This window comes from Streptomyces sp. NBC_01429, from assembly GCF_036231945.1.
Lineage (GTDB): Bacteria > Actinomycetota > Actinomycetes > Streptomycetales > Streptomycetaceae > Streptomyces.
In genome coordinates this window covers 790,348-813,783 of record NZ_CP109599.1, presented here as the reverse complement: position 1 = coordinate 813,783, position 23,436 = coordinate 790,348, and the positions used below count along the sequence as shown (strand labels likewise).

Sequence of the window (23,436 nt, the reverse complement as noted above, 5' to 3'; positions counted from 1 at the left end):
CGGCGGGCCGTCCGAGCGCCTGCCGCGCCGTCCGCCCGCCCTCCCGGCCGTCCGTCGGCGCTCCGGACCCCGCCGACCGGATAAGATGTTGGGATTTTGTTGACCCCCGGCGCGTCGGTATGCTCCTGACCTGCGGGGATCGCCGCAATAGCCAACAAAAGCCCCAACGGGGACTCCGGCGTACGGGTGACCCACGAGTGATCGAGGAACGGCAACAGCGATGACGGTGACAGAGGACGGCCCCGCGTACGGCGCCACCGAGGCGCACGGCGAGACCCCGGCGTACGGCCCCGGCATCGACCCCGAGCGCATGGCCGTCTGCCTGGCCGTGCTCGACGAACTCGACAAGCTGGACGTCGACCACCCCGACGCGATCGCGGTCCGGCGCGCCACCGCCGGGATCTACCGGACCGTCAAGCAGCGCCGCCGCCAGGACCGCAGGGCCGCCAAGACCGCCCACGACAAGGCCGTCACCGAGGCCACTGCCACCGGCTCCGCCGAGCGCATCGACGACGAGACCCAGGGACTGCTGCCGTCCTCCTCGGCCGGGGGCGAGATCGCGGGCATCCTCCGGCGCCCGCGCTCCTGCTACATCTGCAAGTCCCGCTACACCGAGGTCGACGCGTTCTACCACCAGCTCTGCCGGCCCTGCGCGGCCGAGAACCGGGCCCGCCGGGACGCCCGTACGGATCTGACGGGACGCCGCGCGCTGCTCACCGGCGGCCGGGCCAAGATCGGCATGTACATCGCGCTGCGGCTGCTGCGCGACGGCGCCCACACCACCATCACCACCCGCTTCCCCGGTGACGCGATCCGCCGCTTCAAGGCGATGGAGGACAGCGCCGACTGGATCCACCGGCTCAAGATCGTCGGCATCGACCTGCGGGACCCCGCGCAGGTCGTCGCCCTCGCCGACTCCGTCGCGGCCGAGGGCCCGCTCGACATCCTGATCAACAACGCCGCGCAGACGGTGCGCCGCTCCCCGGGCGCCTACCGCGAACTCCTCGCCGCCGAGTCCGCCCCGCTGCCCGCCGGCGAACTGCCCGCCTCCCACGTCATCGGCGCCTTCGGCAGCGGCGCCCAGGCCGTGCTGCCCGCCGCCGGCGCCGAGGCGCTGAGCGCCTCCGACGTCACCGGCCTCGCCCTGGTCGGCGGCTCCGCCACGCTCGCCAGGATCGAGGCGGGCACCGCGATCGACGCCGGCGGACTCGTACCCGACCTGCACGACTCCAACAGCTGGGTCCAGACGGTCTCCGAGGTCGACGCGGTCGAGCTGCTCGAAGTGCAGCTGTGCAACTCCACCGCGCCGTTCATCCTCATCAGCCGGCTGCGCCCGGCGATGGCCGCCGGGGCCGGGCGGGCCTACGTGGTGAACGTCTCCGCGATGGAGGGCGTCTTCAGCCGGGGCTACAAGGGCGCGGGCCATCCGCACACCAATATGGCGAAGGCCGCGCTGAACATGCTCACGCGCACCAGCGCGCAGGAGATGTTCGAGAAGGACCGGATCCTGATGACGGCCGTCGACACCGGCTGGATCACCGACGAGCGCCCGCATCCGGACAAGATGCGGCTGGCCGACGAGGGCTTCCACGCCCCGCTCGACCTGATCGACGGCGCGGCCCGGGTGTACGACCCGATCGTGCGCGGCGAGAGCGGCGAAGACCTCTACGGCTGCTTCCTCAAGGACTACGCGCCCGCCAACTGGTAGACCGTCACTCCGCCGTCCGCCAACCGGTAGTACGCCGACTGGCCGGAACATCACCCGAAAGCGAGCCCTATAGAGCGCACTGCCGCTCATCTGGTTACTCTGGTGCGTGCACGGCCAACGCAGGGGATCCACCGTCCTCACGGCCGCACCACTGGGACAGGCCCACCACCAACGGCCGTTCCCGTCCGAAAAACGGCGCCACCGCGACGGAACCCACCTGTCCCAGAGTTACCCGACACAAAGGAGTGCGCGGTGACACCAGAACTCACGCAGTACGAGGAACGTCCGGCGGAGCCAGTCGAACGCAAGCGCGGGGGAGCCGAGAAGATCGGCAACCTCGAAGTGTGGGCCCGGTCCGCCCCGATCAGGCTGGCCGGTTACGAGGACGACCTCGCCGAGCCGCACATCCTGCCCGGCGTCGACTGACCCACCCGGCCCACTCGGCGCACCCGGCCCGCCGGGTGCGCCCCGGCCGGGCGCGCGAGTCGCGCGTCCGGCCCGCAGCCGACCGGTTCGCCGGGCGCCAGAGCCGGGCTGACCAGCACGGACGCACCGCACTCCGGCGTGCGGCCGGACGTACCGCACCTCCGCCCGTGGCGACGGCCCTCCGCCCGACCGCGTCCAGGCCCCGGGCGTGTCGCGGGCGGCCCGGCTTGCGGGCCCCCCGCGGGTCCGGCAGATATGGAGCGACATCCCTGGAGGAAGAAGAACGGGAGACCCAGGTGCGCTCACTCATCCGCCGTCGGTACGCCGCGCTCGCCGCACTGTCCGCCGGAGTGCTGGTCACGGCAGGCTGCGGGATCGGCGGTGGCGGCGGGCACGCGTCGGATGCCAGGGAGCTGTATCTCCAGCCGGCCGGCGCCGCCGGGCCCGACCCGTTCACCGCGCCGCAGCGCGATGACACGCCGAGCGGCCGGGCCGCGCGGAACAAGGCCACGCCGAGCAGGGGCCTCCAGGGCAGTGCTCCCGGCAGCGGGGCCCCGGAGAGCGGACGGGAGGCGGGCCAAGCCGGATCGGCGCCGACCGCACCGCGCGCCCTGCCGGGCTCCACCCCCGGGCTCTACGGCGGCGCCTCCGCCACCGGCTGCGATGTGGCACGGCAGGTCCGGCTGCTGTCCAAGGACCCGGCGAAGTCCCGCTCCTTCGCGCGGGCGGCCGGGATCGGCAAGGAGTCCGTCCGCGACTTCCTGCACGCGCTGACCCCCGTCGTGCTGCGGGCCGATGTCCGGGTGACGGACCACGGCCACCGCGCGGGGGCCGCCACCGCCTTCCAGGCCGTGCTCCAGTCGGGCACCGCCGTGATGGTCGACGGCCGGGGGCTGCCGAGGGTCCGCTGCGCCTCCGGGAACCCGCTGGGACCGCCGGTCGCCTTCAAGGGCTCGGTGGAGTACCGGGGCGAGCGCTGGGCGGGCTACCGGACCGAACGGGTCATCGTCATCCACCGCTCCGAGGAGGACCTCGGCGGTCTGGTCATCGTCGACCCCGTCGACGGCGCCTGGGTGGAGCGGCGCAGCGGCACCGACGGCGGCGAGGACATCGCGCCCGCGGTCCTCCCGGCGTACGGGCCCGACGCCGACCTCAGCGACCCCGAGGTGGTGAAGCCGCCGGACGCGCTCCTCCCCGGCGAGCCCTCCGCCCCCGCGTCCGCCGCACCCTCCGCCGACGCCTCGGCGCCTGGGCGTGCGCCGGCGGAGCGGCAGCGGACCCCGGAGGCCGAACCGGCGGACCCGGGAACGGCCGACGGCGGCTCCGTACCGAACGACGGCGAGCTGTTCGGCCCGCTGCCCGACGGGCAGCAGCCGGGCGCCGCGGCCGACGAGGCCCTGGTCGGCCCCGACGCGTTCCAGGGCTGAGCGGAACTCCACGGTGCCGGGGATGTTCCGCGGGTCGCCCGGACCGCTCGAAAAATCCGACAAATGATGACAGAGTGTCTCCATGGCTGAACGGGCAACGGGTCCCCTGTCGCTTCCCGACGACTGGCCCGTCCAGCCGGTCACCAGCCTCTCCCTCAACCGGATGGGCACCTTCGACTGGGACATCGCCAGCGGACTCCTGCATCTGGACGCGCCCGCCCTCGACGTCCTCGGACTGCGCGCCGACGAGTTCGACGGCCGGGTCCGCGGCCTGGCGGCCCTGATCCCGCGCGGTGAGGTCAACCGGCTGGACCTGGTGGTCGAGCGGGCGTTCCGGGACGGCAGCGCGACCTACGGCGCGTATCTGCGGATCCGCCGCCGGGACGGGACGCTCTACTGGGCCCACACCCAGGGCGCCATCCGCCGCGACGGGGACGGCCGGCCCTTCCGGGTCATCGGCGTCGTCCGCGACGCCACCCAGGAGCTGGCCGACTCCACCGCCCGGCTGGAGCTGAACGCCGTACGCCGGGTGCGGACGAGCGTCGTGGAGGGGACCACCGCCGCGCTCGCCCACGCCAGGACCGTCCAGGACGTCATCGACGTGCTGAAGGCGTCCCACGGCCTGGCGCACCTCGGCGCCACCAGCCTGGTCATGGGGCTGATGGAGGCCGGGCGCATCCATCTGGTGGCGGAGGGCCCCGAGGGCTCGTACGTGCCGGGGACCCGGGTGACCAGGACCGACGAGGAGTACCCGATGAGCGAGGTCGTCACCACGCTCAGCCCCCGCTTCATCGAGTCCGCCGAGGAGTTCGCCGACTCCTACCCGCTGTTGTGGCCGCACATCAGCGGACTCGGCATCAACAAGGCCGCCTACCTCCCGCTGATCGCCCAGGCGCGTCCCGTCGGCGCGCTCGGGCTGCTCTACCGGGACAGGGGCGGCTTCACGGCGGAGGACCGCAACCTGCTGGTCGCCCTCGGCAGCAGCATCGCCCAGAGCCTCCAGCGCGCCGTCCTCTTCGAGCAGGAACACGATCTGGCCGAGGGGCTCCAGCAGGCGATGCTGCCCCGCCGTATCCCCGCCGTCGAGGGCGCCGAGATCGCCGTGCGCTACCGCTCGGCCCGGCTCGGCCGGGACATTGGCGGCGACTGGTACGACGTCATCCCGCTGCCGGGCGGCCGGGTCGGTACGGTCATCGGGGACGTGCAGGGACATGACACGCACGCCGCCGCCGTGATGGGACAGCTCCGCATCGTGCTGCGGGCCTACGCCGCCGAGGGCCACACCCCGGCCACCGTGATGGCCCGCGCCTCGGTCTTCCTGCACGAACTGGACACCGACCGCTTCGCCACCTGCGTCTACGCGGAGGCCGACCTGACCACCGGACTGGTCCAGGTGGTCCGGGCCGGCCATGTCGACCCCCTGGTCAGGGACGCCGACGGCAGCTGCCGCAGAGTTCTGGTGCCCGGCGGGCTGCCGCTGGGGCTCTCCGCGGCCTTCGGGGTCCTCGACTATCCGGTGGAGACCGTCGAGCTGGACCCCGGCCAGGCGCTGCTGCTCTACACCGACGGCCTGGTGGAGCAGCCGGGCGCCGACCTCGACGACGGGATGCAGCTGCTGGCCGGTCTGGTGGCGGACGGGCCGCGCGATCTCCAGGCGCTGGCCGACCGGCTCTGCGAGGTGGTCGACGCGCGGGGCGGCGAGGACGACGTCGCCGTACTGCTGCTGCGCCGGGGCGGCGCGCGTCCCGAGCGCTCCGCGGGCCGGCTCCAGCAGCATGTCCCCAAGGCCGATCCGCAGGCGCTGAGCACCGTGCGCCACATGATCAGGGCGGCGGTGAGCGCCTGGGGCGCCGGGGAGCGCTCCGACGGGATCGAGCTGGCCGCCGACGAGCTGATCACCAACGCGCTGACCCACGCCGAGAGCGCGGCGACCGTGGTCGTACGGGTGCTGCCGAGGGCCGAGCGGCGGATCAGGGTGGAGGTCGAGGACGGCTCCAGCGCCCTGCCGCACCGGCGCGACGCCGGGGCGTCGGGCGTCTCGGGGCGCGGGCTGCTGCTGGTGGAGGAGCTGGCCGACGGGTGGGGCGTGGAGTCGCGGGGCAGCGGCAAATGCGTCTGGTGCGAGTTCATCGTCCCGGACCGGCCGGCGAGATGAGCCCGTACGGGAATCCCCGTACGGCAATCACCCGCACCTGACGCGGTCGCACATGGCGGTGGCCGGGCACGTGACCGGCTGAAAGCGACATGTCGGCCCGCCGGGCCCGCACCCGTGAGCGGCAGTGCCCGCAGAGGTGTTGACGGGTCGGGCCGGTGCATGAATATTCGTCATGATCCGGTACACACACCTCGGGAGGCCACGGATGCGGCACACCACGCTCGGACACAGCGCGGTCGGGGTGACGGAACTGTCCTTCGGGGCGGCCGGGACGGGCAACCTCTACGCCCCGCTCGCCCCCGAGCAGGCCGCGGCCGCCGTCGACGCCGCCTGGGACGCCGGTATCCGGTACTTCGACACCGCGCCCCACTACGGCCTCGGGCTCTCCGAGCGGCGGCTCGGCGAGGCGCTGCGCGACCGGCCCCGGGACGAGTTCACCGTCTCCACCAAGGCAGGCCGGCTCCTCGAACCCGTCGCGGCCGGCGCCGCACCCGTCGCTGACGACCTCGACCACGGCTTCGCCGTACCGGCCACCCACCGCCGGGTCTGGGACTTCAGCGCCGACGGGGTACGGCGCAGCGTCGAGGAGAGCCTGGAGCGCACCGGCCTCGACCGGATCGACATCGTCTATCTCCACGACCCCGACGACCACGCGGAAGCGGCCTTCCGGCAGGCGTATCCGGCCCTGGAGCGGCTGCGCGCCGAAGGCGTCGTCGGGGCGATCGGCGCCGGGATGAACCAGACAGCGATGCTCACCCGCTTCCTGCGCGACACCGACGCCGATGTCGTCCTGTGCGCCGGACGGTTCACCCTGCTCGACCAGTCGGCGCTCACCGAGCTGCTCCCCGAGGCGACCGCGCGCGGCAGGAGCGTCGTCGTCGGCGGAGTCTTCAACTCCGGGCTGCTGGCCGACCCGCGCCCCGGCGCGACCTACGACTACACCGCGGCCCCGCCCGCCCTGCTCGACCGGGCCCTGCGCATGGACGCCGTCACCCGGCGCCACGGCATCCCGCTGCGCGCGGCGGCCCTGTGCTACCCGCTGCGCCATCCGGCCGTCGCCAGTGTCCTGGTCGGCGCGCGCTCGGCGGCGGAGATACGGGACGCGGTCGCGCTGGCGGAGCGTACCGTCCCCGACGACCTGTGGGCCGAGCTGCGCGCCGAAGGGCTGCTGGACGGGGAGACGGTCCGATGACCGCGCCGCCCCCGCCGGCCGGCCTCCTCGACGCCCATCACCACCTGTGGGATCTCTCCGTACGCGACCAGGACTGGATCACGGGCCCCGAAATGGCCCCGCTCCGCCGGAACTTCACCCTCGCCGACCTGGAACCGGAGGCGCGGGCGGCCGGGGTGGGCGCCACCGTACTCGTCCAGACCGTCCCCGACCCCGGCGAGACCCCCGAGCTGCTCGCCGTGGCCGACGGCGGTGAGCTGATCGCGGGCGTCGTCGGCTGGACCGACCTCACCGCGCCGGACGTGGCGGGCACCCTCGCCGCCCTGCGCGCCCTCCCCGGCGGCCACCGGCTCGTCGGCGTGCGCCACCCGGTCCAGGGCGAGAGCGACCCGGAGTGGCTGCTGCGCCCCGAGGTGCTGCGCGGGCTGCGCGCCGTCGCGGGCGCGGGGCTCGCGTACGACCTGCTGGTACGGCCGCACCAACTGCCCGCCGCCGTGCGGGCGGCGCGGCTGCTGCCCGGGCTGACCTTCGTCCTCGACCATCTGGGCAAACCGCCGGTGGCGGCGGGGCCGTTGGAGCCCTGGGCCGGGGACTTCCGGGCGCTGGCCGCCGAGCCCAACACCGTCTGCAAGCTCTCCGGGCTGGTCACCGAGGCCGCGTGGGAGTCGTGGACGGCCGGGGACCTGCGTCCGTACGGGGACGTCGCCCTCGACGCGTTCGGCCCCGGCCGGCTGATGTTCGGCTCCGACTGGCCGGTGTGCCGGCTGGCCGCCCCGTACGGGACGGTGCTCGACGCGGCGCGTACGGTGACGGCCGGCCTGAGCGCGGACGAGCGCGACGCGGTGTTCTCGGGGACCGCCCGGCGGGTCTACGGCCTGTGACCCCGACGCCCGCGCCCCCGCCCCCTACACCCGGGGCACCGGCCGTGTCCGGCCCCCGGCCGCGCTCAGGAACGCCTGCCCCACCGCGTCGGGGAACGGGTTCATCCCGAGCAGCGCGGTGACCGAGCCGGTCGCCAGCGCGTGCCAGGTACGGGCCCGGCGCAGCATCGCGTGATCGCCGCCGGTGAGCAGTACGGCGCAGGCGTCCGCGCCCGCGTCCCTGGCCCGGGCGGCCATGGCGACACTGCCGCGCGGATCCGTCATCCGGTCCCGGTCGCTGTGCAGCAGCACCACCCGGCGGCCCCTCAGCTGCTCCACCGGCTCCTGCGGCGGGCACCAGGGGGCGAGCCCCACGACGCCCGTCACCAGATCGTGGCCGGCGGCGGCCAGCGCGGCCCGGCCGCCCATCGAATGCCCCACGAGCACCACCGGCACCGTGGAGACCAGTTCCTCCAGCGAGTCCAGCGCCCGCAGCGCGTCCCGGGCGGCGTCGGCGCGGCTGCCGTTCCACCCCCGGTGCCGGTAGCGGACCCGGCCCACCACGATGTCGCACCCCTCGGTGGCCCGCAGTACCGCGCGGGTGAACGGCCGCATCCGGGCGGCCGCCGCGTTCAGCCGGGCCGGCGGGTCCATGCTGTCCGCGCGACCGCCGTGCAGCACCAGGACGGCGGCGCGCGGCCGTGCCGCCGTCCTGTCGAGGACCAGGGCGGACGGGACGGTGGTGGCTCGGTCGCGTACGGGCACGTGGGGCCTTCCTTCCAACGGTGGTCTCCGCGGGGGAGTACCTCTCGCGGTGTATTCGTGGCCGAGGGGCCGGCGGACGCCTCGGGCCCGCTCCTTGTGGGCCGTATCACGCGGTGGGCCGGTGCCCACCCCGCCCACCGGGCGTTCGCGCGGCGCCTGCGGCACGCTGGACGTATGCCGGAAGTACCCGAAGTCGAAGCGCTGCGCGAGTTCCTCGACGAACACCTGGTGGGCAAGGAAATCGTCCGTGTCCTGCCGCTGACGGTCAATGCCCTGAAGACCTACGATCCGCCGCTGACCGCGCTGGAGGGCGCCACGGTCACGGCCGTGGCGCGCCACGGCAAGTATCTCGACATCGTCGCGGGGGACGCCGCGCCCGGCGGGCTGCACCTCGCGGTCCATCTCGCCCGCGCGGGCTGGCTGCGCTGGAAGGACTCCTTCCCCGCCGAGCCGCCGCGGCCGGGCAAGGGGCCGCTGGCCCTGCGCACGGTGCTCGCCGGGGGCGACGGCTTCGATCTGACCGAGGCGGGCACCACCAAGCGCCTCGCGGTCCATCTCGTACGCGACCCGACCGACGTCCCCGGCATCGCCCGGCTCGGTCCCGATCCGCTCGCCGACGCCTTCGACCGGGCCGCGCTGGCCGCACTGCTGGCCGGGGAGGGGCGCCGGATCAAGGGCGCCCTGCGGGACCAGCGGCTGATCGCGGGCATCGGCAACGCCTACAGCGACGAGATCCTGCACGCGGCGCGGATGTCGCCCTTCAAGCCGGTGAAGAACCTCTCCGAGGACGAGATCACCACCCTCTACGAGGCGATGCGCGCGACCCTCGGCGAAGCGGTCGAGCGCTCGCGCGGGGTGGCGGCCGGACGGCTCAAGGCGGAGAAGAAGAGCGGGTTGCGGGTGCACGGCCGGACCGGCGAGCCGTGTCCTGTCTGCGGGGACACCATCCGTGAGGTGTCCTTCAGCGACTCCTCGCTCCAGTACTGTCCCACCTGCCAGACGGGCGGCAGGCCGCTCGCCGACCGCAGGATGTCGCGGCTGCTCAAGTAGGCGCCCGCCCGGGACCGGCACCGGGATCGCCACCGGAACCGATGCGGAACCGGGGCAGCGGCCGGACGGAGCACCGTGGCGCTCATCCGCCGATCGTCACCAGCAGACGGCCGTCCGAGGCGCGCACCTCGAAGCGCGCGATCTCCCCGGGACGCAGCGCCGCCCCGCCCCGGGTGACCAGCCGCTCGCCGTCCTGCGCGTGCGACGCCCAGGTCATCACCGTCTCCCGCGACCCGTCGAGGCCCACCGCGATGAGCGCGCAGACCTCGGAGACGCCGGGGCGGACCAGCTCCAGGCCGACGTCCGTGCCCCAGACCGTCTCCGCCGTCGTCACCACGGCCGAGGTCCCCGTCGCCCGGTCCGAGGCGGTCCACCGTACGGTCGCGGGGCCGCCCGGGTCCGTCCCGGACGCCGCGCCGAGCACCGCGAGCGGCCCGCCCACCACGAGCACCGCCGCCACGGCCGCCAGCGCGAGGCGCCGCCTGCGGCTCTTGCGCCGGCCGGCGGCCGTACGGTCGAGCAGCCCGGCCAGCAGCTCCGGGCCGGCGACGGCGTACGGTGCCACCTCGGCGGGGGTCTGCCGGGCATATCGGTCGAGTTGTGCCTTCACTCCGCCGAAGTCCGCCAGCAGCAGTGTGCACTGCGGGCAGACCATCAGATGGTCCTCGAAGCGGAAGGCGTCCGAGGCGTCCAGCACCCCGAGGGCGTAGGCGCCGACATCACGATGGAGGTCCAAGGTCCGCATATTGTCTGTTACGCAGCGAAGTACGGATTCACTCAAACCGTGGCGCGTTCGCATGACGATCCCACGGGTCCTGCCCGGTCCCGTGCGGCCCCGCAGGATCTAAACTCCGGCCTCATGCTGCGCGTACTGGCTGTGGACGACGAAGAACCGGCCCTTGAGGAGCTGCTCTATCTGCTCAGGGCCGACCCGCGCGTCCGTGCGGCCGAAGGAGCCACCGGCGCCACGGAGGCGCTGCGCCGGATCGGCGCCGCGCTCGACTCGGGTCCCGCGGGGCCCGACGCCGTCGATGTGGTCTTCCTCGACATCCACATGGCCGGGCTCACCGGACTCGATGTCGCCCGGCTGCTGGCCGGCTTCGCCGAGCCGCCGTTGATCGTCTTCGTCACGGCGCACGAGGGCTTCGCCGTGCGGGCCTTCGATCTCAAGGCCGTCGACTACGTGCTCAAACCCGTCCGCAGGGAGCGCCTCGCCGAGGCCGTACGCCGGGTCGCCGAACTGGTGGGCGAGCGCTCCCCGGCGCCCGAACCGCCCCCGGCCGCCGACCAGATCACGGTCGAGCTGGGCGGGGTGATCCGGTTCGTCGCCGTGGCCGACATCGCCTACGCCGAGGCCCGGGGCGACTACGCCCGGCTGCACACCGACACCGGCAGCCATCTCGTACGGATCCCGCTCAGCACACTGGAGGAGCGCTGGCGCTCGCGCGGTTTCGTCCGGATCCACCGCCGCCATCTCGTCGCGCTGGCCCGGATCGACGAACTGCGCCTGGACGCGGGCGCGATGAGCGTCCGCGTCGGCGACGCCGAGCTGGCCGTCAGCCGCCGCCACGCCCGCGCGCTGCGCGACCTGCTGATGCGGCAGGAGCGATGACGGGGGAGTCCGCGCCCCGGCGCGAGGTCGTCACCGGTGAGCCCCGGCGCGTACGCCCGCTGCCGCGCTACCGCGCCCAGGCCGAGATCGAGGAACAGACCGCCCTCGGCGACGCCTATGTCCGCTCCCTGATGCGCAGTCAACTACGGGCCGGGCTCACTGTGTTCACGGTGCTCGCGCTGACCGGCGGCACCCTGCCGCTCGCCTTCGCCGCCCTGCGCGACGCGACCGCCGTCTGGGCGGTGCTCGGCTTCGCCGCGTATCCGCTGCTCACTCTGGGCGGCTGGTGGTACGTACGGCGCGCGGAGCGCAACGAGCGTGACTTCGCCCGGCTGGTGAAGGGGCGGCCCGCGCCGTGAGCCAGAGTTACACGGTGACGGCCGTCGCCGTCGTCGTGCTCGCCACCGTGCTCGTCGGCGGCTTCGGGCTGCGGATATCCCGTACCACCTCCGACTTCTACGTCGCCTCCCGCACGGTCGGCCCCGCGCTCAACGCCGCCGCGATCAGCGGCGAATACCTCTCCGCCGCCTCCTTCCTCGGCATCGCGGGCCTGGTGCTGCTGCACGGCCCCGACATGCTCTGGTACCCGGTCGGCTACACCGCCGGATACCTCGTCCTGCTCGTCTTCGTCGCCGCGCCCCTGCGCAGGTCCGGCGCCTACACCCTGCCGGACTTCGCCGAGGGACGGCTCGAATCGCGGGCGGTGCGCCGACTCGTCAGCGTGTTCGTGGTCGGCGCGGGCTGGCTCTACCTCGTCCCCCAACTCCAGGGCGCGGGACTGACCTTGAAGATCCTCACCGGAGCGCCCGGCTGGTTCGGCGGAGTGCTCGTCGCCCTGGTCGTCGTGGCGGCGGTCGCGGCGGGCGGGATGCGCAGCATCACCTTCGTCCAGGCGTTCCAGTACTGGCTCAAGCTCACCGCGCTGCTGGTGCCCGCGATCTTCCTGCTGCTGGCCTGGCGGGGCGACGACCGGCCGCGCCCCGCCCTCGACCTCGCCTCCGCCGTCGCCGTCCGCGCGGACCATCCCCTCTACGCCACCTACGGCCTGATCGTGGCGACCTTCCTCGGCACGATGGGGCTGCCCCATGTCGTCGTCCGCTTCTACACCAGCCCCAACGGCCGGGCCGCCCGCCGCACCACCGTGGCCGTACTGGCGCTGATCGGCGTGTTCTACCTGCTGCCGCCCGTCTACGGAGCGCTCGGCCGCATCTACGCACCGGGGCTTCCGCACGGCACCGACGCCGACGCCGCCGTGCTGCTGCTGCCGGAGCGGGCGATCGGCGGCCTCGGCGGGGATCTGCTCGGCGCCCTCGTCGCGGGCGGCGCGTTCGCCGCGTTCCTCTCCACCGCCTCCGGACTGACCATGGCCGTCGCCGGCGTCCTCACCCAGGACGTACTGCCCGCGCGCGGCGTACGGCAGTTCAGGCTCGCCACCCCGCTCGCCATCGTCGTCCCGCTGTGCGGATCGCTGCTGGTCAGCAACGCGCCCGTGGCCGACTCCGTGGGCATGGCCTTCGCGGTCTCCGCCTCGTCGTTCTGTCCGCTGCTGGTCCTGGGCATCTGGTGGCGCCGGCTCACCCCGCCCGGCGCGATCGCCGGGCTGCTGCTCGGCGGCGGACTCTCGTTCGCCGCGACGGTGATCACGGTGACCGGGACCGTACGGTCCGGCTGGCCGCACGCCCTGCTCGCCTGGCCCGCCGTCTGGTCCGTACCGGTCGGCTTCCTCGCCATGATCCTGGTGTCCCTGGCCACCAGGACCCGGATACCGGCGGGCACCAACGCCGCCATGACCCGCTTCCACCTGCCGGAGGGTCTGACATGAGCCCGTCCGCCCTCGCCGTGCTGACGGTGCTCGCCGCGCTGCTCCTCGCGGGCGGCTTCCTGCTCGGCCGGCGCACCGCCCGCCCCGCGCGCCCCAGCGATGTCGGCACCCCCGTGGAGCACGCCACCTTCGAGACGCTGCACACCGCCTCCCTCGCCGCACCCCCGCTGCGAGCCGGACTCACCGAGGAGAGCGCGCGCAAGGCCGCCCGGCGGCTGCGCTCCCTGCTGGGCACCGACGCGCTCTGCCTCACCGACCGGGAGCGGGTCCTCGCCTGGGACGGCAGCGGTGAGCACCACGGCGAGCGGGTGATGGAACGGGTCGAGGGGGTGCTCGACAGCGGCCGCGGCACGGCCTTCGCGGACGGCTGCGGCGACCTGGACTGCTCCCTGCGCTGGGGCGTCGCCGTCCCGCTCACCGTCGACAACCGGGTGCTCGGCACGCTGGTTGCCTACGCGCCGCGCGAGTCCGCCGTCCTGGTCAGAGCCGCCGGAGAGGTCGCCCGCTGGGTCTGCGTACAGCTGGAACTGGCCGAGCTGGACCGCTCCCGCACCCGGCTGATCGAGGCCGAGATCAAGGCGCTGCGGGCCCAGATCTCGCCGCACTTCATCTTCAACTCGCTCGCCGCGATCGCCTCGTTCGTCCGTACCGACCCGGACCGCGCCCGGGAACTCCTGCTGGAATTCGCGGACTTCACCCGCTACTCGTTCCGCAGCCACGGCGACTTCACCACCCTGGCCGACGAGTTGCACTCCATCGACCAGTATCTGGCCCTGGTGCGGGCCCGCTTCGGCGAGCGGCTCTCCGTGACGCTCCAGGTCGCCCCCGAGGTGCTGCCCGTCGCGATGCCGTTCCTCTGCCTCCAGCCGCTCGTGGAGAACGCCGTCAAGCACGGCCTCGAAGGGGCCGCCACCACCAGCCGGATCACCATCAGCGCGCTCGACGCCGGAGCCGAGGCCGAGGTGGTCATCGAGGACGACGGGGTCGGCATGGAGCCGGACCGGCTGCGCCGGATCCTGCGCGGCGAGGGCGGCGCGTCCACCGGGATCGGCCTGCTCAACGTGGACGAACGGCTGCGCCAGGTCTACGGGGACGAGTACGGCCTGGTCATCGAGACGGGCGTCGGCGCCGGTACGAGGATCACGGTCCGCATCCCCAAGTACCGCGCGGGCGTGCACGGCAGCTGACCGGGCCCGCGCGGCGGCCGGCCCGCACCGGGCGGCCCGTACCCCGCACCCGCCGGCACGCGCGCGAGCACGTGGACCGGCCGTACGCCGCGCGCCGGTTCAGAACAGATGAATCGCCAGATGCCCCAGCGGCAGCCCGAGCTGCCACGCCGGCGTCCACACCTGCGGCCCCTCCTCCTCGCCAGCGGTGAACGGATCGGCGCCGTAGGGCGCCATGGCGTCGAGGTCCGGCGCGAGCAGCTCCGTCTCCTCCAGCCACCGCCAGGCGGTGCCCGCCAGCGCCAGATCGGGATCGCGCTTCTGCGAGCCCGACTCGAAGTCGACCGCCTCCAGCCGGTCGAGCCGCGCGCAGACCCACTCCCGCCAGCACGTCCCGTACGCCGTGAGCGAGCGCCACTCCTCCATCCTGGCCACGACGCGCGGGCCGCCCACCGAGCCGTCGGAGAGGAAGATGGTCAGGGCCAGCGCGTCCCGGCCGGCCCGGTACTCCAGGGTCGTCGGTGGCATCAGATCGCCGGTGCGCAGCAGCTCGTCGGCGATGTACTCCGCGTACATCCACGCCATGGGCACCAGCAGCCCGCCACCGCCCGCCCCTTCCCCTTCAGTACATTCCGGACGCATCGATTTTCCGCCTTCCTTCCTTCCCCCGAAGCCTGCTTAAGGGAGCATTGAACCGGCGGCAGCCCCTCCGCGTGGCCAGAAGGGCAGGATCGGGCGGCTGACGGGAGCGGATTGTGACGGGTGTGGCCGACGGTGACGGGTCCGCCGATGGAGCGGACGAATCCGGCCCACATGTGCGGTCGCTGCTCGGCGCCTATGTGCTCGAAGCGCTCGGCCCCGAGGAGGACCGGCGGGTCGCGGACCATCTGGCGGGGTGCGACCCGTGCGGCGCGGCCTATCTGGAGGTGGCCGACACGCCGTCACTGCTCGCGTTCCTGGACGAGGACGACCTCCGGTAGCCGGGCAGCGCGCGGCCCAGTGCCCGCAGGGCGTAGTAGGAACGGGACTTGACCGTGCCCGGCGGAATGCCCAGCACCGCCGCCGCCTCGTTCACGCTCAGCCCCCGGAAGTAGAGCTGGACGAGCACCGCGCGGTGCTCGGCGCTCAGGGTGCGCACCGCCCGCCGCACGTCCAGCGCCGCGACGGCGCTCTCCGTACGGTCCTCGGGGTCGGGCGTGGCGGCGAGGCCCGCGTCACCGACCTCCGGCGGGCGGGCCAGCCGCGATCTGCGGGCGTCGATCGCGAGCCGGCGGGCGACGGTGAACAGCCAGGGCCGCATCGACTCGAACGGCCCGTCGAACGCCTCGGGGTGGAGCCAGGCCCGCACCAGGGTCTCCTGGACCAGGTCCTCGGCCCGCTGCCGGTCGCCGTAGGTCAGGCCGAGCAGGAAGTTCAGCAGGGCGGGCCCGTGCCGGCGCTGAAGGTCGCTCAGCGCTCGCTCGTCGGTCGTCTCCGTGGCCGTGGTCATCGTGAACGCCCTTTCCCGCCGGTGCGGCTGTCCCGCGCGGCGCGCTGCCGTGTGGCGTATCCGAACGCATGGCGGCGCCGGGGGACAGACAGCGCGCAGAGATCTGCGACGAGCGGTCGCTCACTGCGACGAGTGGTGCGGTGAACGGTCGTCAGGGGGCGTTCGGTCCTATTGGGGCGTGGTGTCGGCTTGGCTCCTTGACATCCGTTTATATGACTATATGGATTCATGGGGACGGTATTCCCGGACCATGGAGCGCCCCCGATGACTCAGCGCATGCGATACGGAGCGGTGGCCGCCGCGGCCCTGCTCGGCACGGCCGCGGCGGCCTGCGCCGGCCCCCCGGGACCACCCGGACCGCACGGCCCCCCGCGCGGGGGCTCCGCCCCGGCCACCGCGCCGGCCCGGGGCTTCACCCTGGCCGCCTCCGGCGACGTCCTGCCGCACGAGTCGGTGATCAGCCGGGCCCACGCCGACGCGGACGGCTCCGGCCACGACTTCGCGCCGATGCTCGCCGCGGTCAAGCCCGTCATCTCCGGGGCGGACGCGGCGATCTGCCACATGGAGACCGTCTACGGCGAGGACGACGGCCCCTTCACCGGCTACCCGGACTTCGTCTCCCCGCCCGAGGTGGCCCAGGGGCTCAAGGACACCGGCTACGACTCCTGCTCCACCGCCTCGAACCACGCCCTCGACGACGGCTCCGCCGGGGTACGGCGCACCCTCGACGCCCTCGACAAGGCGGGCGTCCGGCACACCGGCACGGCCCGCTCGGCCGCCGAGGCGACGCGTCCCGCCCTGCTGACGGCGGGCGGCGCCCGGATCGCCCAACTGTCCTACACCTACGGCGTCAACGACCATCCGTTCCCCGACGGACAGCCCTGGGCCGTCGCCCTGATCGACGAGAAGAAGATCGTCGCCGACGCACGCGCCGCCAGAAAGGCCGGCGCCGACGTCGTCGTGGTCAGCCTTCACTGGGGCACCGAGTGGCAGACCGACCCCGACGAGATCCAGCTGGACCTGGGCCGCGGGCTCACCGCGTCCCGCACCGGCGCCCGGCCCGACATCGATCTGATCCTCGGCACCCACGCACATGTCCCGCAGGCGTACGAGAAGGTCAACGGCACCTGGATCATCTACGGCATGGGCGACCAGATCGCCGGTGTGATGACCAACGACGACGGCGAGCTGGACGGGCGCGGCAACCAGGGCTCCATCGGCCGCTTCACCTTCGGGCCGCCCGCCGCGAAGGGGCAGCGCTGGCCCGTCCGCAAGGCCGAGTTCATCCCGCAGCTGATGGACACGGACACCGGCCGCGTGGTGAACCTGCGCGAGGCCGTCCGCCAGGACCCGGAGCGCGACGACTACCGCGAGGTCCTCTCCGACATCAGCGCCACCGTCCTGAGCCGCGGCGCCGCGGCCGACGGACTGACCCCCGGGTAGCCGCTCCCGCCGGGCGCGGGCCCCGCTCCCGGCCTACGGGACGACCGTCACCGGCCAGCGCCCGGCCTTCACCAGCCGTACCGCCACCGAACCGACGATCCGGTGCCCCGCCGACTCCGAGGCGCCCACCACCACCGCGTCCGCCGTCAGCTCCTCGGCCGCGGTGACCAGCCCGTTGTACGGGTCGCCGTGGAAGGTGTGGAACTCCCAGCGCACGTCCCAGACATCCTTGACGCGCTCTATGGCCGTACGGATCTCCCGCACCAGCTCCTCGGCCACCTCGCCGGTGGTCGCCACGGTCGGAATGCCGAGCGAGGCACCGGCCGCCATCACGGGCTGTACGTAGACGATGGCGAGCAGCGCCTTCTGCCGCCGCGCGAGACCGCCCGCGTAGGCGGCGGCGCGGAACGAGGACTGCGATCCGTCCACGCCGACGACGATCACCTTCGGGCCGTCGGTCCCGCGTTCGAATCGAGTGTGCTGCTGGTCGGTCACGGCAGGCAGGCTACCGGCTCCCGACGGGCGACCCGGCGGCGGTCTCCCTAGAGTCGGATCATGAGTGTCCGCGCGCAGGAGTCCCCGTCCGCCCGCGACCGCTTTCTGAGCCGGGTGCCGGGCGCGTTCGCGATGTTCTTCGTGGCTCTCGGCCTGTACTGCGCGGTCATCGCGCTCATCGCCCCGCTGCGCCGCGCGGCCGGGCCGGTCACCCTCTTCCTCGACACCGTGTTCGTCCCGGTCAGCGCCAACCTCGCGTACGCCGTCTTCCTGCTGTTCCTCGCCGCGGCCATCGGCGCCAGGAAGCGCGTCGCCTGGTGGCTGGTCGTCGTCTACCTGGGGCTGCTGGTCCTGGTCGACGTACCGCTGGTGACACTGGAGGAGTGGGAGTGGCTCCCCAACCTCGTGCTGTGCTGCGCGGCGCTCGCCGTGCTGGTCCTCGCGCGCGGCCGCTTCTACGCCGAGACCCGCCACGGCGCCTTCCGGCGGGCCCTGCTGGTGCTGGTCCTCTCACTGGCCGCCGGGACCCTGCTCGGCTGGGGCCTGGTCGAGCTCTTCCCCGGCACGCTCGTCCCCGGCCAGCGGCCGCTGTGGGCCGCCAACCGGGTGCTGGGCGGGCTCGCCTCCGGCGGCAGCTTCGACGGAACCCCGCCCCGGGCGCTGTTCTTCTTCCTCGGGCTGTTCGGCGCGCTGGCGCTGCTCGCCGCCGCCGGATCCCTCTTCCGCTCCCAGCGCATGGAGTCGGCCCTGCACGGCGACGAGGAGCCCCGGATCCGCGCCCTGCTGGGCGCGTACGGAGCACAGGACTCCCTCGGCTACTTCGCCACCCGCCGGGACAAGGCCGTCGTCTTCTCGCCCAGCGGCAAGGCCGCCGTCACCTACCGCGTCCAGACCGGTGTCTGTCTCGCCAGCGGCGACCCGGTCGGCGACCGGGAGGCGTGGGCGCCCGCCATCGCGGCATGGCTCGACCTCGCCCGCCGCTACGCCTGGGCCCCGGCCGTGATGGGCGCCTCGGAGACGGGCGCCACCGCCTACGCGCGCGCCGGGCTCGGCGCCATCCAGCTCGGTGACGAGGCGATCCTGCGCACCGACCGGTTCGACCTGGCGGGCCGCGAGATGCGGGTCATCCGGCAGGCCGTCAACCGGGTCCGCAGAGCGGGCGCCACCACCCGTATCCGCCGTCACTCGTCCCTCACCGGAGAGGAGATGGCCGAGGTCACCGACCGGGCCGACGCCTGGCGGGACACCGAGGCGGAGCGGGGCTTCTCCATGGCGCTCGACCGGCTCGGCGACCCGGCCGACGGCGACTGCCTGCTGGTCGAGGCGATCGACGCGGAGGGCCGGGTGATCGCGCTGCTCTCCTTCGTCCCCTGGGGCGCCGACGGCATCTCGCTGGACCTGATGCGCCGCGACCGGGGCGCGCCCAACGGGGTCATGGAGTTCATGGTCGCCGAGCTGTGCGACCGGGCGCCCCGGCTCGGCGTCCGCCGGATCTCGCTGAACTTCGCCGTCTTCCGCTCGGCCTTCGAGGAGGGCGCCAGGATCGGCGCGGGACCGGTGCTGCGGCTGTGGCGCGGCCTGCTGCTGTTCTTCTCCCGCTGGTGGCAGCTGGAGGCGATGTACCGCTCCAACGTGAAGTACCGGCCGCAGTGGTTCCCGCGCTTCCTGTGCTACGCGGACGCCGGCTCGCTCGCCCGGGTCGCGCTCGCCTCCGGGATCGTCGAGGGGTTCGTGCCCGTACCGCGGCCGTTCGCGCGACGACGGCGCCGCCGCGGGCCGGGCGTGCTGGGCGTGCTGGGCGGCGCCGCTCCCGTCCCGCTCCCGCCCGCGGTCCCCGGCGCCGCCCCGGGGCTCGCACCGGTCGGCGGGCCGGGGGAGCGGCACCTGCCCGAGCAGACGCGGATCCGCCACCGCAAGCTCGAACGGCTGCGCGCCGAGGGCACCGACCCCTACCCCGTCACGGCCGCCGCGCGCACCGGCACCCTGGCCGAGATCCGCGCCCGCCCCGCACCGCCGGCCGGCTCCCGCACCGGCGGGGGCGCGCCGGTCACCGCCGCCGGACGGGTGATGGCGGTACGGGACCTCGGCGGCATCGTCTTCGCCGTCCTGCGCGACTGGTCCGGCGACCTCCAGATCGCCCTCACCCGCGAGGGCGACGGCGCCGGCGGCCCGCTGGAGCGCTTCACCCGCGACATCGACCTCGGTGACCACATCACCGCCACCGGCCGGATCGGCGCCAGCGACCGCGGCGAGCCGACCCTCTTCGCCACCGACTGGCAGCTCACCGCCAAGTGCCTGCGCCCGCTGCCCGACAAACGGCGCGGACTCGCCGACCCCGAGGCCCGGGTCAGAGCGCGCCATCTCGACCTGGTGACCAGGCCCGGCGCCCGCACGGCCGTACGGGTGCGCTCCGCCGCCGTCCAGGGGCTGCGCCAGGGCCTGCTGGACCGGGGGTACCTGGAGGTCGAGACACCGATGCTCCAGCAGATCCACGGCGGCGCCAACGCCCGCCCGTTCACCACCCACATCAACGCCTACGACCTCGACCTCTACCTGCGGATCGCGCCCGAGCTGTATCTGAAGCGGCTGTGCGTGGGAGGCATGGAGAAGGTCTTCGAACTGGGCCGCACCTTCCGCAACGAGGGCGTCTCCGCCAAGCACAACCCCGAGTTCACCATGGTGGAGGCGTACCAGGCGTTCGCCGACTACGACGTGATGCTCGATCTGGCCCGCGAACTGATCCAGGGCGCGGCCACCGCCGCCCTCGGCGCGCAGATCGCCCGCAGAACCGGCCCCGACGGCAAGCCCTTCGTCCTCGACATCTCCGGACCGTGGCCGGTCAGGACGGTGTACGGCGCCCTCTCCGAGGCGCTCGGCGAGGAGGTCGGCGCCGACAGCGGCGAGCGGGAGCTGCGCCGCCTCTGCGACCGGGCCCGGGTGCCGCACACCCACTGCGGCGGCCGGGGAGCGGTGGTCCTGGAGATGTACGAGCGGCTGGTCGAGGCGCGGACCGGGCCGCCCGTCTTCTACAAGGACTTCCCGGCCGACGTCTCCCCGCTCACCCGCCCGCACCGCCACGACCCGCGCCTGGCCGAGCGCTGGGACCTCGTCGCGTACGGCGTCGAACTCGGCACCGCCTACTCGGAGTTGACCGACCCGGTGGAGCAGCGCCGCCGGCTCACCGAGCAGTCCCTGCTGGCGGCGGGCGGCGACCCGGAGGCGATGGAGCTGGACGAGGGGTTCCTCGACGCGCTGGAGTGCGCCATGCCGCCGACCGGCGGTCTGGGACTCGGGGTCGACCGGCTCGTCATGTTCCTCACCGGGCTGACCATCCGTGAGACACTTCCCTTCCCGCTGGTGCGCCGTGGCTGAGACCCGTACCCCGCAACTCGCCCCATCGGGTGCTTTCCCCCGGACGACCGGTGTGGGGGAGCGGTACGGAGCGGCCGCCGTGCGAGCCATTGGTCATGAAAAAGGACCAGATGCTTCCGGGGCGGCGTACCGTCCTGCGAATCGGCGCCTGTGCCGGAGTGGCCCTCGCCACCCGGCTGCTGACCGCCGGACAGGCCCAGACCCCCGACCGCGCCGCGCCCCCGTCCCCGGCCGCCGGACCACCGGCGGCGGGAGCCCCCGCCGGCGCCCCCCAGCGGCCCTCCGCGTACCGGCTCCAGCCCATGACCGAGGGGGCCCTGCCCGGATCGGGCAGGGCGGCGCCGCCCGTGCGGGTGAAACCCATCCTCGAACTGCCGGAGCTGGGCGACACGATGGTGCTCACCTTCGACGACGGCCCCGACCCCTCCTACACCCCCGCCATCCTGAGCACGCTGCGCCGGTACGACGTACGCGCGATGTTCATGGTCTGCGGCGAGATGGCGCACGACAACCGCGACCTGCTGCGCCGGATCTCCGACGAGGGCCATGTCATCGGCAACCACACCTGGTCGCACCCGCTGATGACCAGGCTCACCCGCTCCGGGATCCGCGGCGAGATGGAGCGCACCAGCGAGGTGGTGGCACAGACCGTCGGCGAGCCGCCGCTCTGGTACCGGGCGCCCTACGGCGCCTGGAACCGGCACTCCTTCGAGGTCGGCGCCGAGCTGGGCATGGAACCCCTCGCCTGGACCGTCGACTCGCTGGACTGGACGACCCCGGGGACCGGCACCATCGTCCGCCGTGTGGTGGACGGCGCCGGTCCCGGCGTCGTCATCCTGTCGCACGACGCGGGCGGCGACCGCACCCAGAGCGTGGTGGCGCTGCGCCGCTATCTGCCCCGGCTGCTGGACGCCGGCTACCGCGTCGCCGTACCGCACCGCTGACCCGGCGGGCTCCGCGTGGCGGCGGGCCCGGCTGGTCAGCGGGTGCTGACCAGCCGGGCGAAGACGACGACATTGCCGTCGTAGCCGCCCGCCCGCGAATACCCGCCGCCGCAGGTGATGACCCGCAGCTCGGCGTGGCCGGTGTCGCCGTACACCCGGGAGCCCGGGAAGTCGTTCTTGGCGTAGACCTCGACCCCGTAGATCTCGAACTCGGCGGTGCGGCCGTCGTACCGGTCCACCTCGATGTGCCGGCCCTTCTCCAGCGAGCCCAGCCCGTAGAAGACGGCGGGCCCCGTGTGGTTGTCCACATGGCCGACGACCACGGCGGTGCCGCGCTGCCCGGGCGCGACGCCGTTCTGGTACCAGCCCGCCAGGTTCGGGTCCTGCGCGGGCGGGGCGGCGATCCAGCCGTCCGGGTGGAGCCCCACGTCCACGACCGGCGTGTCGACCTTCAGGTCGGGGATGCGCACCCGTGACATCGGGGCGTACGGCAGCGGCTTCACGACCGGGACGGTGGTGGTGGCGAGCGCGGCGGGATCGGCCAGCCCGGCCGACGCCGCGGCGGCGGGCTGCGGCGGTCCCAGCGGTGTGTCGATCCCGTTGCGCATCAGCGCGATGCCGGTGAGCATCACGAGAGCCAGAACGCCCCAGGGCGAGCGCTTCCTCGACTCAGGGACGTGGTGGTCCTGGCCCATGGTTCTCCCTTCGTGGCACCTGCTGGCACGTTAAGGGCGCGGAGCCCGGGCGGCGATCACTGGCGGGCGAACGGGTGGCGGGGACGGGCGCGGTGACCCATTGGAGGGGCCCGCGCCCATAATATTTCTGACGGTCTGTGACCTGCGGCTCCGTCCGGCACGGGCGCCGTTCGACGGCGTGTCGCCTCACTGGGGTGGACCAGTGCCGAAATGCGCCGTTCCGGTCGCGCGGTGAGGGTTCGTCATGGAAGGCGTACTCGTCGAATTTCCCGGAGCACCGCTTTGGGGCGTCTTCCACTGGAGGTTCAACGATGCGTGCTTCACGCGCTCTCGCGGTGACCGCGGCCGCCTGCGCGGCCGTGGCGCTCTCCGCCCCGCTCGCCGCCGCCACCAACGGTCCGAGAGACGTCACCGTCAACCCGTACGAGGTCCACCAGGGCGGCACGCTCCACATCCGCGTCGCGGGCTGCGGCCACGGGGGCAGCGTCACGTCCAACGCCTTCTCCAGGGCGGAGCTGTCGGACAACGAGTCGGGACACTCCTCGGCCAGGGTCCGCATCCACGACCGCACCACCCCGGGCCACTACAACCTGGCCGTGCGGTGCAGCGACAACGACCGCGTCGCCACGCACCAGTTCCGGGTGCTGGAGGGGCGGGGCGCGCTCGGCGGTCTCGGCGGTTCCGTCGGCCCCGGTTCCACGGAGGTGGCGGTCGGCGGCGGGCTGGTCGCCGCGTCGGCGGTGGGCGGTTCGCTCTTCCTCGCGCGCCGTCGCCGGGCGAGCGGCGCGGGCGTCTGACCGTACGTCCGGGGGCCGGGCTCGCCGGTCCCCCGCGCA

The 23,436-nt window shown here is 73.9% G+C and carries 22 protein-coding genes; 16 read left to right on the top strand and 6 right to left on the bottom strand.

The features are described from left to right. Positions 1-220 precede the first annotated feature (220 nt). From OG627_RS03470 to OG627_RS03445, 6 genes are all read left to right on the top strand, one after another. On the top strand, positions 221-1,708 hold the full coding sequence (locus OG627_RS03470; RefSeq protein ID WP_329061282.1) for an SDR family NAD(P)-dependent oxidoreductase: 1,488 nt from the start codon (positions 221-223) through the stop codon (positions 1,706-1,708). Positions 1,709-1,960: 252 nt separating this feature from the next. Beyond that, on the top strand, positions 1,961-2,134 hold the full coding sequence (locus OG627_RS03465; protein ID WP_329061280.1) for a hypothetical protein: 174 nt from the start codon (positions 1,961-1,963) through the stop codon (positions 2,132-2,134). Positions 2,135-2,430: 296 nt separating this feature from the next. Further along, entirely contained in the window at positions 2,431-3,561 is a 1,131-nt protein-coding gene (locus tag OG627_RS03460; RefSeq protein ID WP_329061277.1) for a DUF6777 domain-containing protein, read from the top strand. An 82-nt stretch (positions 3,562-3,643) separates the two neighbouring features. Continuing rightward, complete coding sequence (locus OG627_RS03455) at positions 3,644-5,716, top strand: SpoIIE family protein phosphatase (protein ID WP_329061275.1); 2,073 nt, start codon at positions 3,644-3,646, stop codon at positions 5,714-5,716. Between the two features lie 205 nt (positions 5,717-5,921). Beyond that, the gene (locus tag OG627_RS03450) at positions 5,922-6,908 is read left to right on the top strand and encodes an aldo/keto reductase (protein WP_329061273.1); all 987 of its coding nucleotides are present in this window, start codon (positions 5,922-5,924) and stop codon (positions 6,906-6,908) included. Then, positions 6,905-7,768: an amidohydrolase family protein gene (locus OG627_RS03445; RefSeq protein ID WP_329061271.1), complete on the top strand. Its 864-nt coding sequence runs from the start codon at positions 6,905-6,907 to the stop codon at positions 7,766-7,768. Before OG627_RS03450 ends, OG627_RS03445 begins: the two co-directional genes overlap by 4 nt. A gap of 24 nt (positions 7,769-7,792) precedes the next feature. Here OG627_RS03445 and OG627_RS03440 read toward each other — a convergent pair whose 3' ends face one another. Beyond that, complete coding sequence (locus tag OG627_RS03440; protein WP_443073411.1) at positions 7,793-8,512, bottom strand: alpha/beta fold hydrolase; 720 nt, start codon at positions 8,510-8,512, stop codon at positions 7,793-7,795. 174 nt (positions 8,513-8,686) lie between these two features. Between OG627_RS03440 and OG627_RS03435 the strand changes: the two genes are divergently transcribed. Next, positions 8,687-9,562, top strand: a complete 876-nt coding sequence (locus OG627_RS03435; RefSeq protein WP_329061269.1) for an Fpg/Nei family DNA glycosylase — start codon at positions 8,687-8,689, stop codon at positions 9,560-9,562. A gap of 82 nt (positions 9,563-9,644) precedes the next feature. Here the strand turns inward: OG627_RS03435 and OG627_RS03430 are convergent, their stop codons facing one another. After that, a complete protein-coding gene (locus tag OG627_RS03430; protein WP_329061267.1) occupies positions 9,645-10,307 on the bottom strand; it encodes a zf-HC2 domain-containing protein in 663 nt (220 codons plus the stop codon). 114 nt (positions 10,308-10,421) lie between these two features. Here OG627_RS03430 and OG627_RS03425 point away from each other — a divergent pair, with 114 nt between their 5' ends. From OG627_RS03425 to OG627_RS03410, 4 genes are read left to right on the top strand one after another with little or no spacing between them, the layout of a single operon-like run. Further along, positions 10,422-11,174, top strand: a complete 753-nt coding sequence (locus tag OG627_RS03425) for a LytR/AlgR family response regulator transcription factor (protein ID WP_329061265.1) — start codon at positions 10,422-10,424, stop codon at positions 11,172-11,174. Next, positions 11,171-11,533, top strand: coding sequence for a hypothetical protein (locus OG627_RS03420; RefSeq protein ID WP_329061263.1), 363 nt, complete (start codon positions 11,171-11,173; stop codon positions 11,531-11,533). The genes OG627_RS03425 and OG627_RS03420 overlap by 4 nt, the downstream gene beginning before the upstream one ends. Continuing rightward, positions 11,530-12,996, top strand: coding sequence for a sodium/solute symporter (locus OG627_RS03415; protein WP_329061260.1), 1,467 nt, complete (start codon positions 11,530-11,532; stop codon positions 12,994-12,996). The genes OG627_RS03420 and OG627_RS03415 overlap by 4 nt, the downstream gene beginning before the upstream one ends. Beyond that, entirely contained in the window at positions 12,993-14,183 is a 1,191-nt protein-coding gene (locus tag OG627_RS03410) for a histidine kinase (RefSeq protein WP_329061258.1), read from the top strand. Before OG627_RS03415 ends, OG627_RS03410 begins: the two co-directional genes overlap by 4 nt. Before the next feature lie 99 nt (positions 14,184-14,282). Here the strand turns inward: OG627_RS03410 and OG627_RS03405 are convergent, their stop codons facing one another. Next, on the bottom strand, positions 14,283-14,804 hold the full coding sequence (locus tag OG627_RS03405) for a hypothetical protein (RefSeq protein WP_329061256.1): 522 nt from the start codon (positions 14,802-14,804) through the stop codon (positions 14,283-14,285). Positions 14,805-14,926: 122 nt separating this feature from the next. Between OG627_RS03405 and OG627_RS03400 the strand changes: the two genes are divergently transcribed. Beyond that, on the top strand, positions 14,927-15,142 hold the full coding sequence (locus OG627_RS03400; RefSeq protein WP_329061254.1) for a zf-HC2 domain-containing protein: 216 nt from the start codon (positions 14,927-14,929) through the stop codon (positions 15,140-15,142). Here OG627_RS03400 and OG627_RS03395 read toward each other — a convergent pair. Further along, the gene (locus OG627_RS03395) at positions 15,079-15,651 is read right to left on the bottom strand and encodes a sigma-70 family RNA polymerase sigma factor (protein WP_329061252.1); all 573 of its coding nucleotides are present in this window, start codon (positions 15,649-15,651) and stop codon (positions 15,079-15,081) included. The two genes, OG627_RS03400 and OG627_RS03395, sit on opposite strands and share 64 nt — an antisense overlap. A 264-nt stretch (positions 15,652-15,915) precedes the next feature. On the opposite strand from OG627_RS03395, the gene OG627_RS03390 reads away from it, so the two are divergent. Further along, positions 15,916-17,094 (top strand): CapA family protein, encoded by a 1,179-nt coding sequence (locus OG627_RS03390; RefSeq protein ID WP_329061249.1) that lies wholly within the window; start codon positions 15,916-15,918, stop codon positions 17,092-17,094. A 33-nt stretch (positions 17,095-17,127) separates the two neighbouring features. Here the strand turns inward: OG627_RS03390 and OG627_RS03385 are convergent, their stop codons facing one another. After that, positions 17,128-17,589: a universal stress protein gene (locus OG627_RS03385; RefSeq protein ID WP_329061247.1), complete on the bottom strand. Its 462-nt coding sequence runs from the start codon at positions 17,587-17,589 to the stop codon at positions 17,128-17,130. Positions 17,590-17,649: 60 nt separating this feature from the next. Here OG627_RS03385 and lysX point away from each other — a divergent pair, with 60 nt between their 5' ends. Then, the gene (gene lysX / locus OG627_RS03380) at positions 17,650-20,961 is read left to right on the top strand and encodes a bifunctional lysylphosphatidylglycerol synthetase/lysine--tRNA ligase LysX (protein WP_329061245.1); all 3,312 of its coding nucleotides are present in this window, start codon (positions 17,650-17,652) and stop codon (positions 20,959-20,961) included. 95 nt (positions 20,962-21,056) lie between these two features. Next, positions 21,057-21,905, top strand: a complete 849-nt coding sequence (locus tag OG627_RS03375; protein ID WP_329061243.1) for a polysaccharide deacetylase family protein — start codon at positions 21,057-21,059, stop codon at positions 21,903-21,905. A 35-nt stretch (positions 21,906-21,940) separates the two neighbouring features. Here OG627_RS03375 and OG627_RS03370 read toward each other — a convergent pair whose 3' ends face one another. Continuing rightward, a complete protein-coding gene (locus OG627_RS03370) occupies positions 21,941-22,600 on the bottom strand; it encodes a class F sortase (RefSeq protein WP_329061241.1) in 660 nt (219 codons plus the stop codon). Positions 22,601-22,911: 311 nt separating this feature from the next. Between OG627_RS03370 and OG627_RS03365 the strand changes: the two genes are divergently transcribed. Beyond that, positions 22,912-23,397: a hypothetical protein gene (locus OG627_RS03365; RefSeq protein WP_329061239.1), complete on the top strand. Its 486-nt coding sequence runs from the start codon at positions 22,912-22,914 to the stop codon at positions 23,395-23,397. Positions 23,398-23,436: the final 39 nt, after the last annotated feature.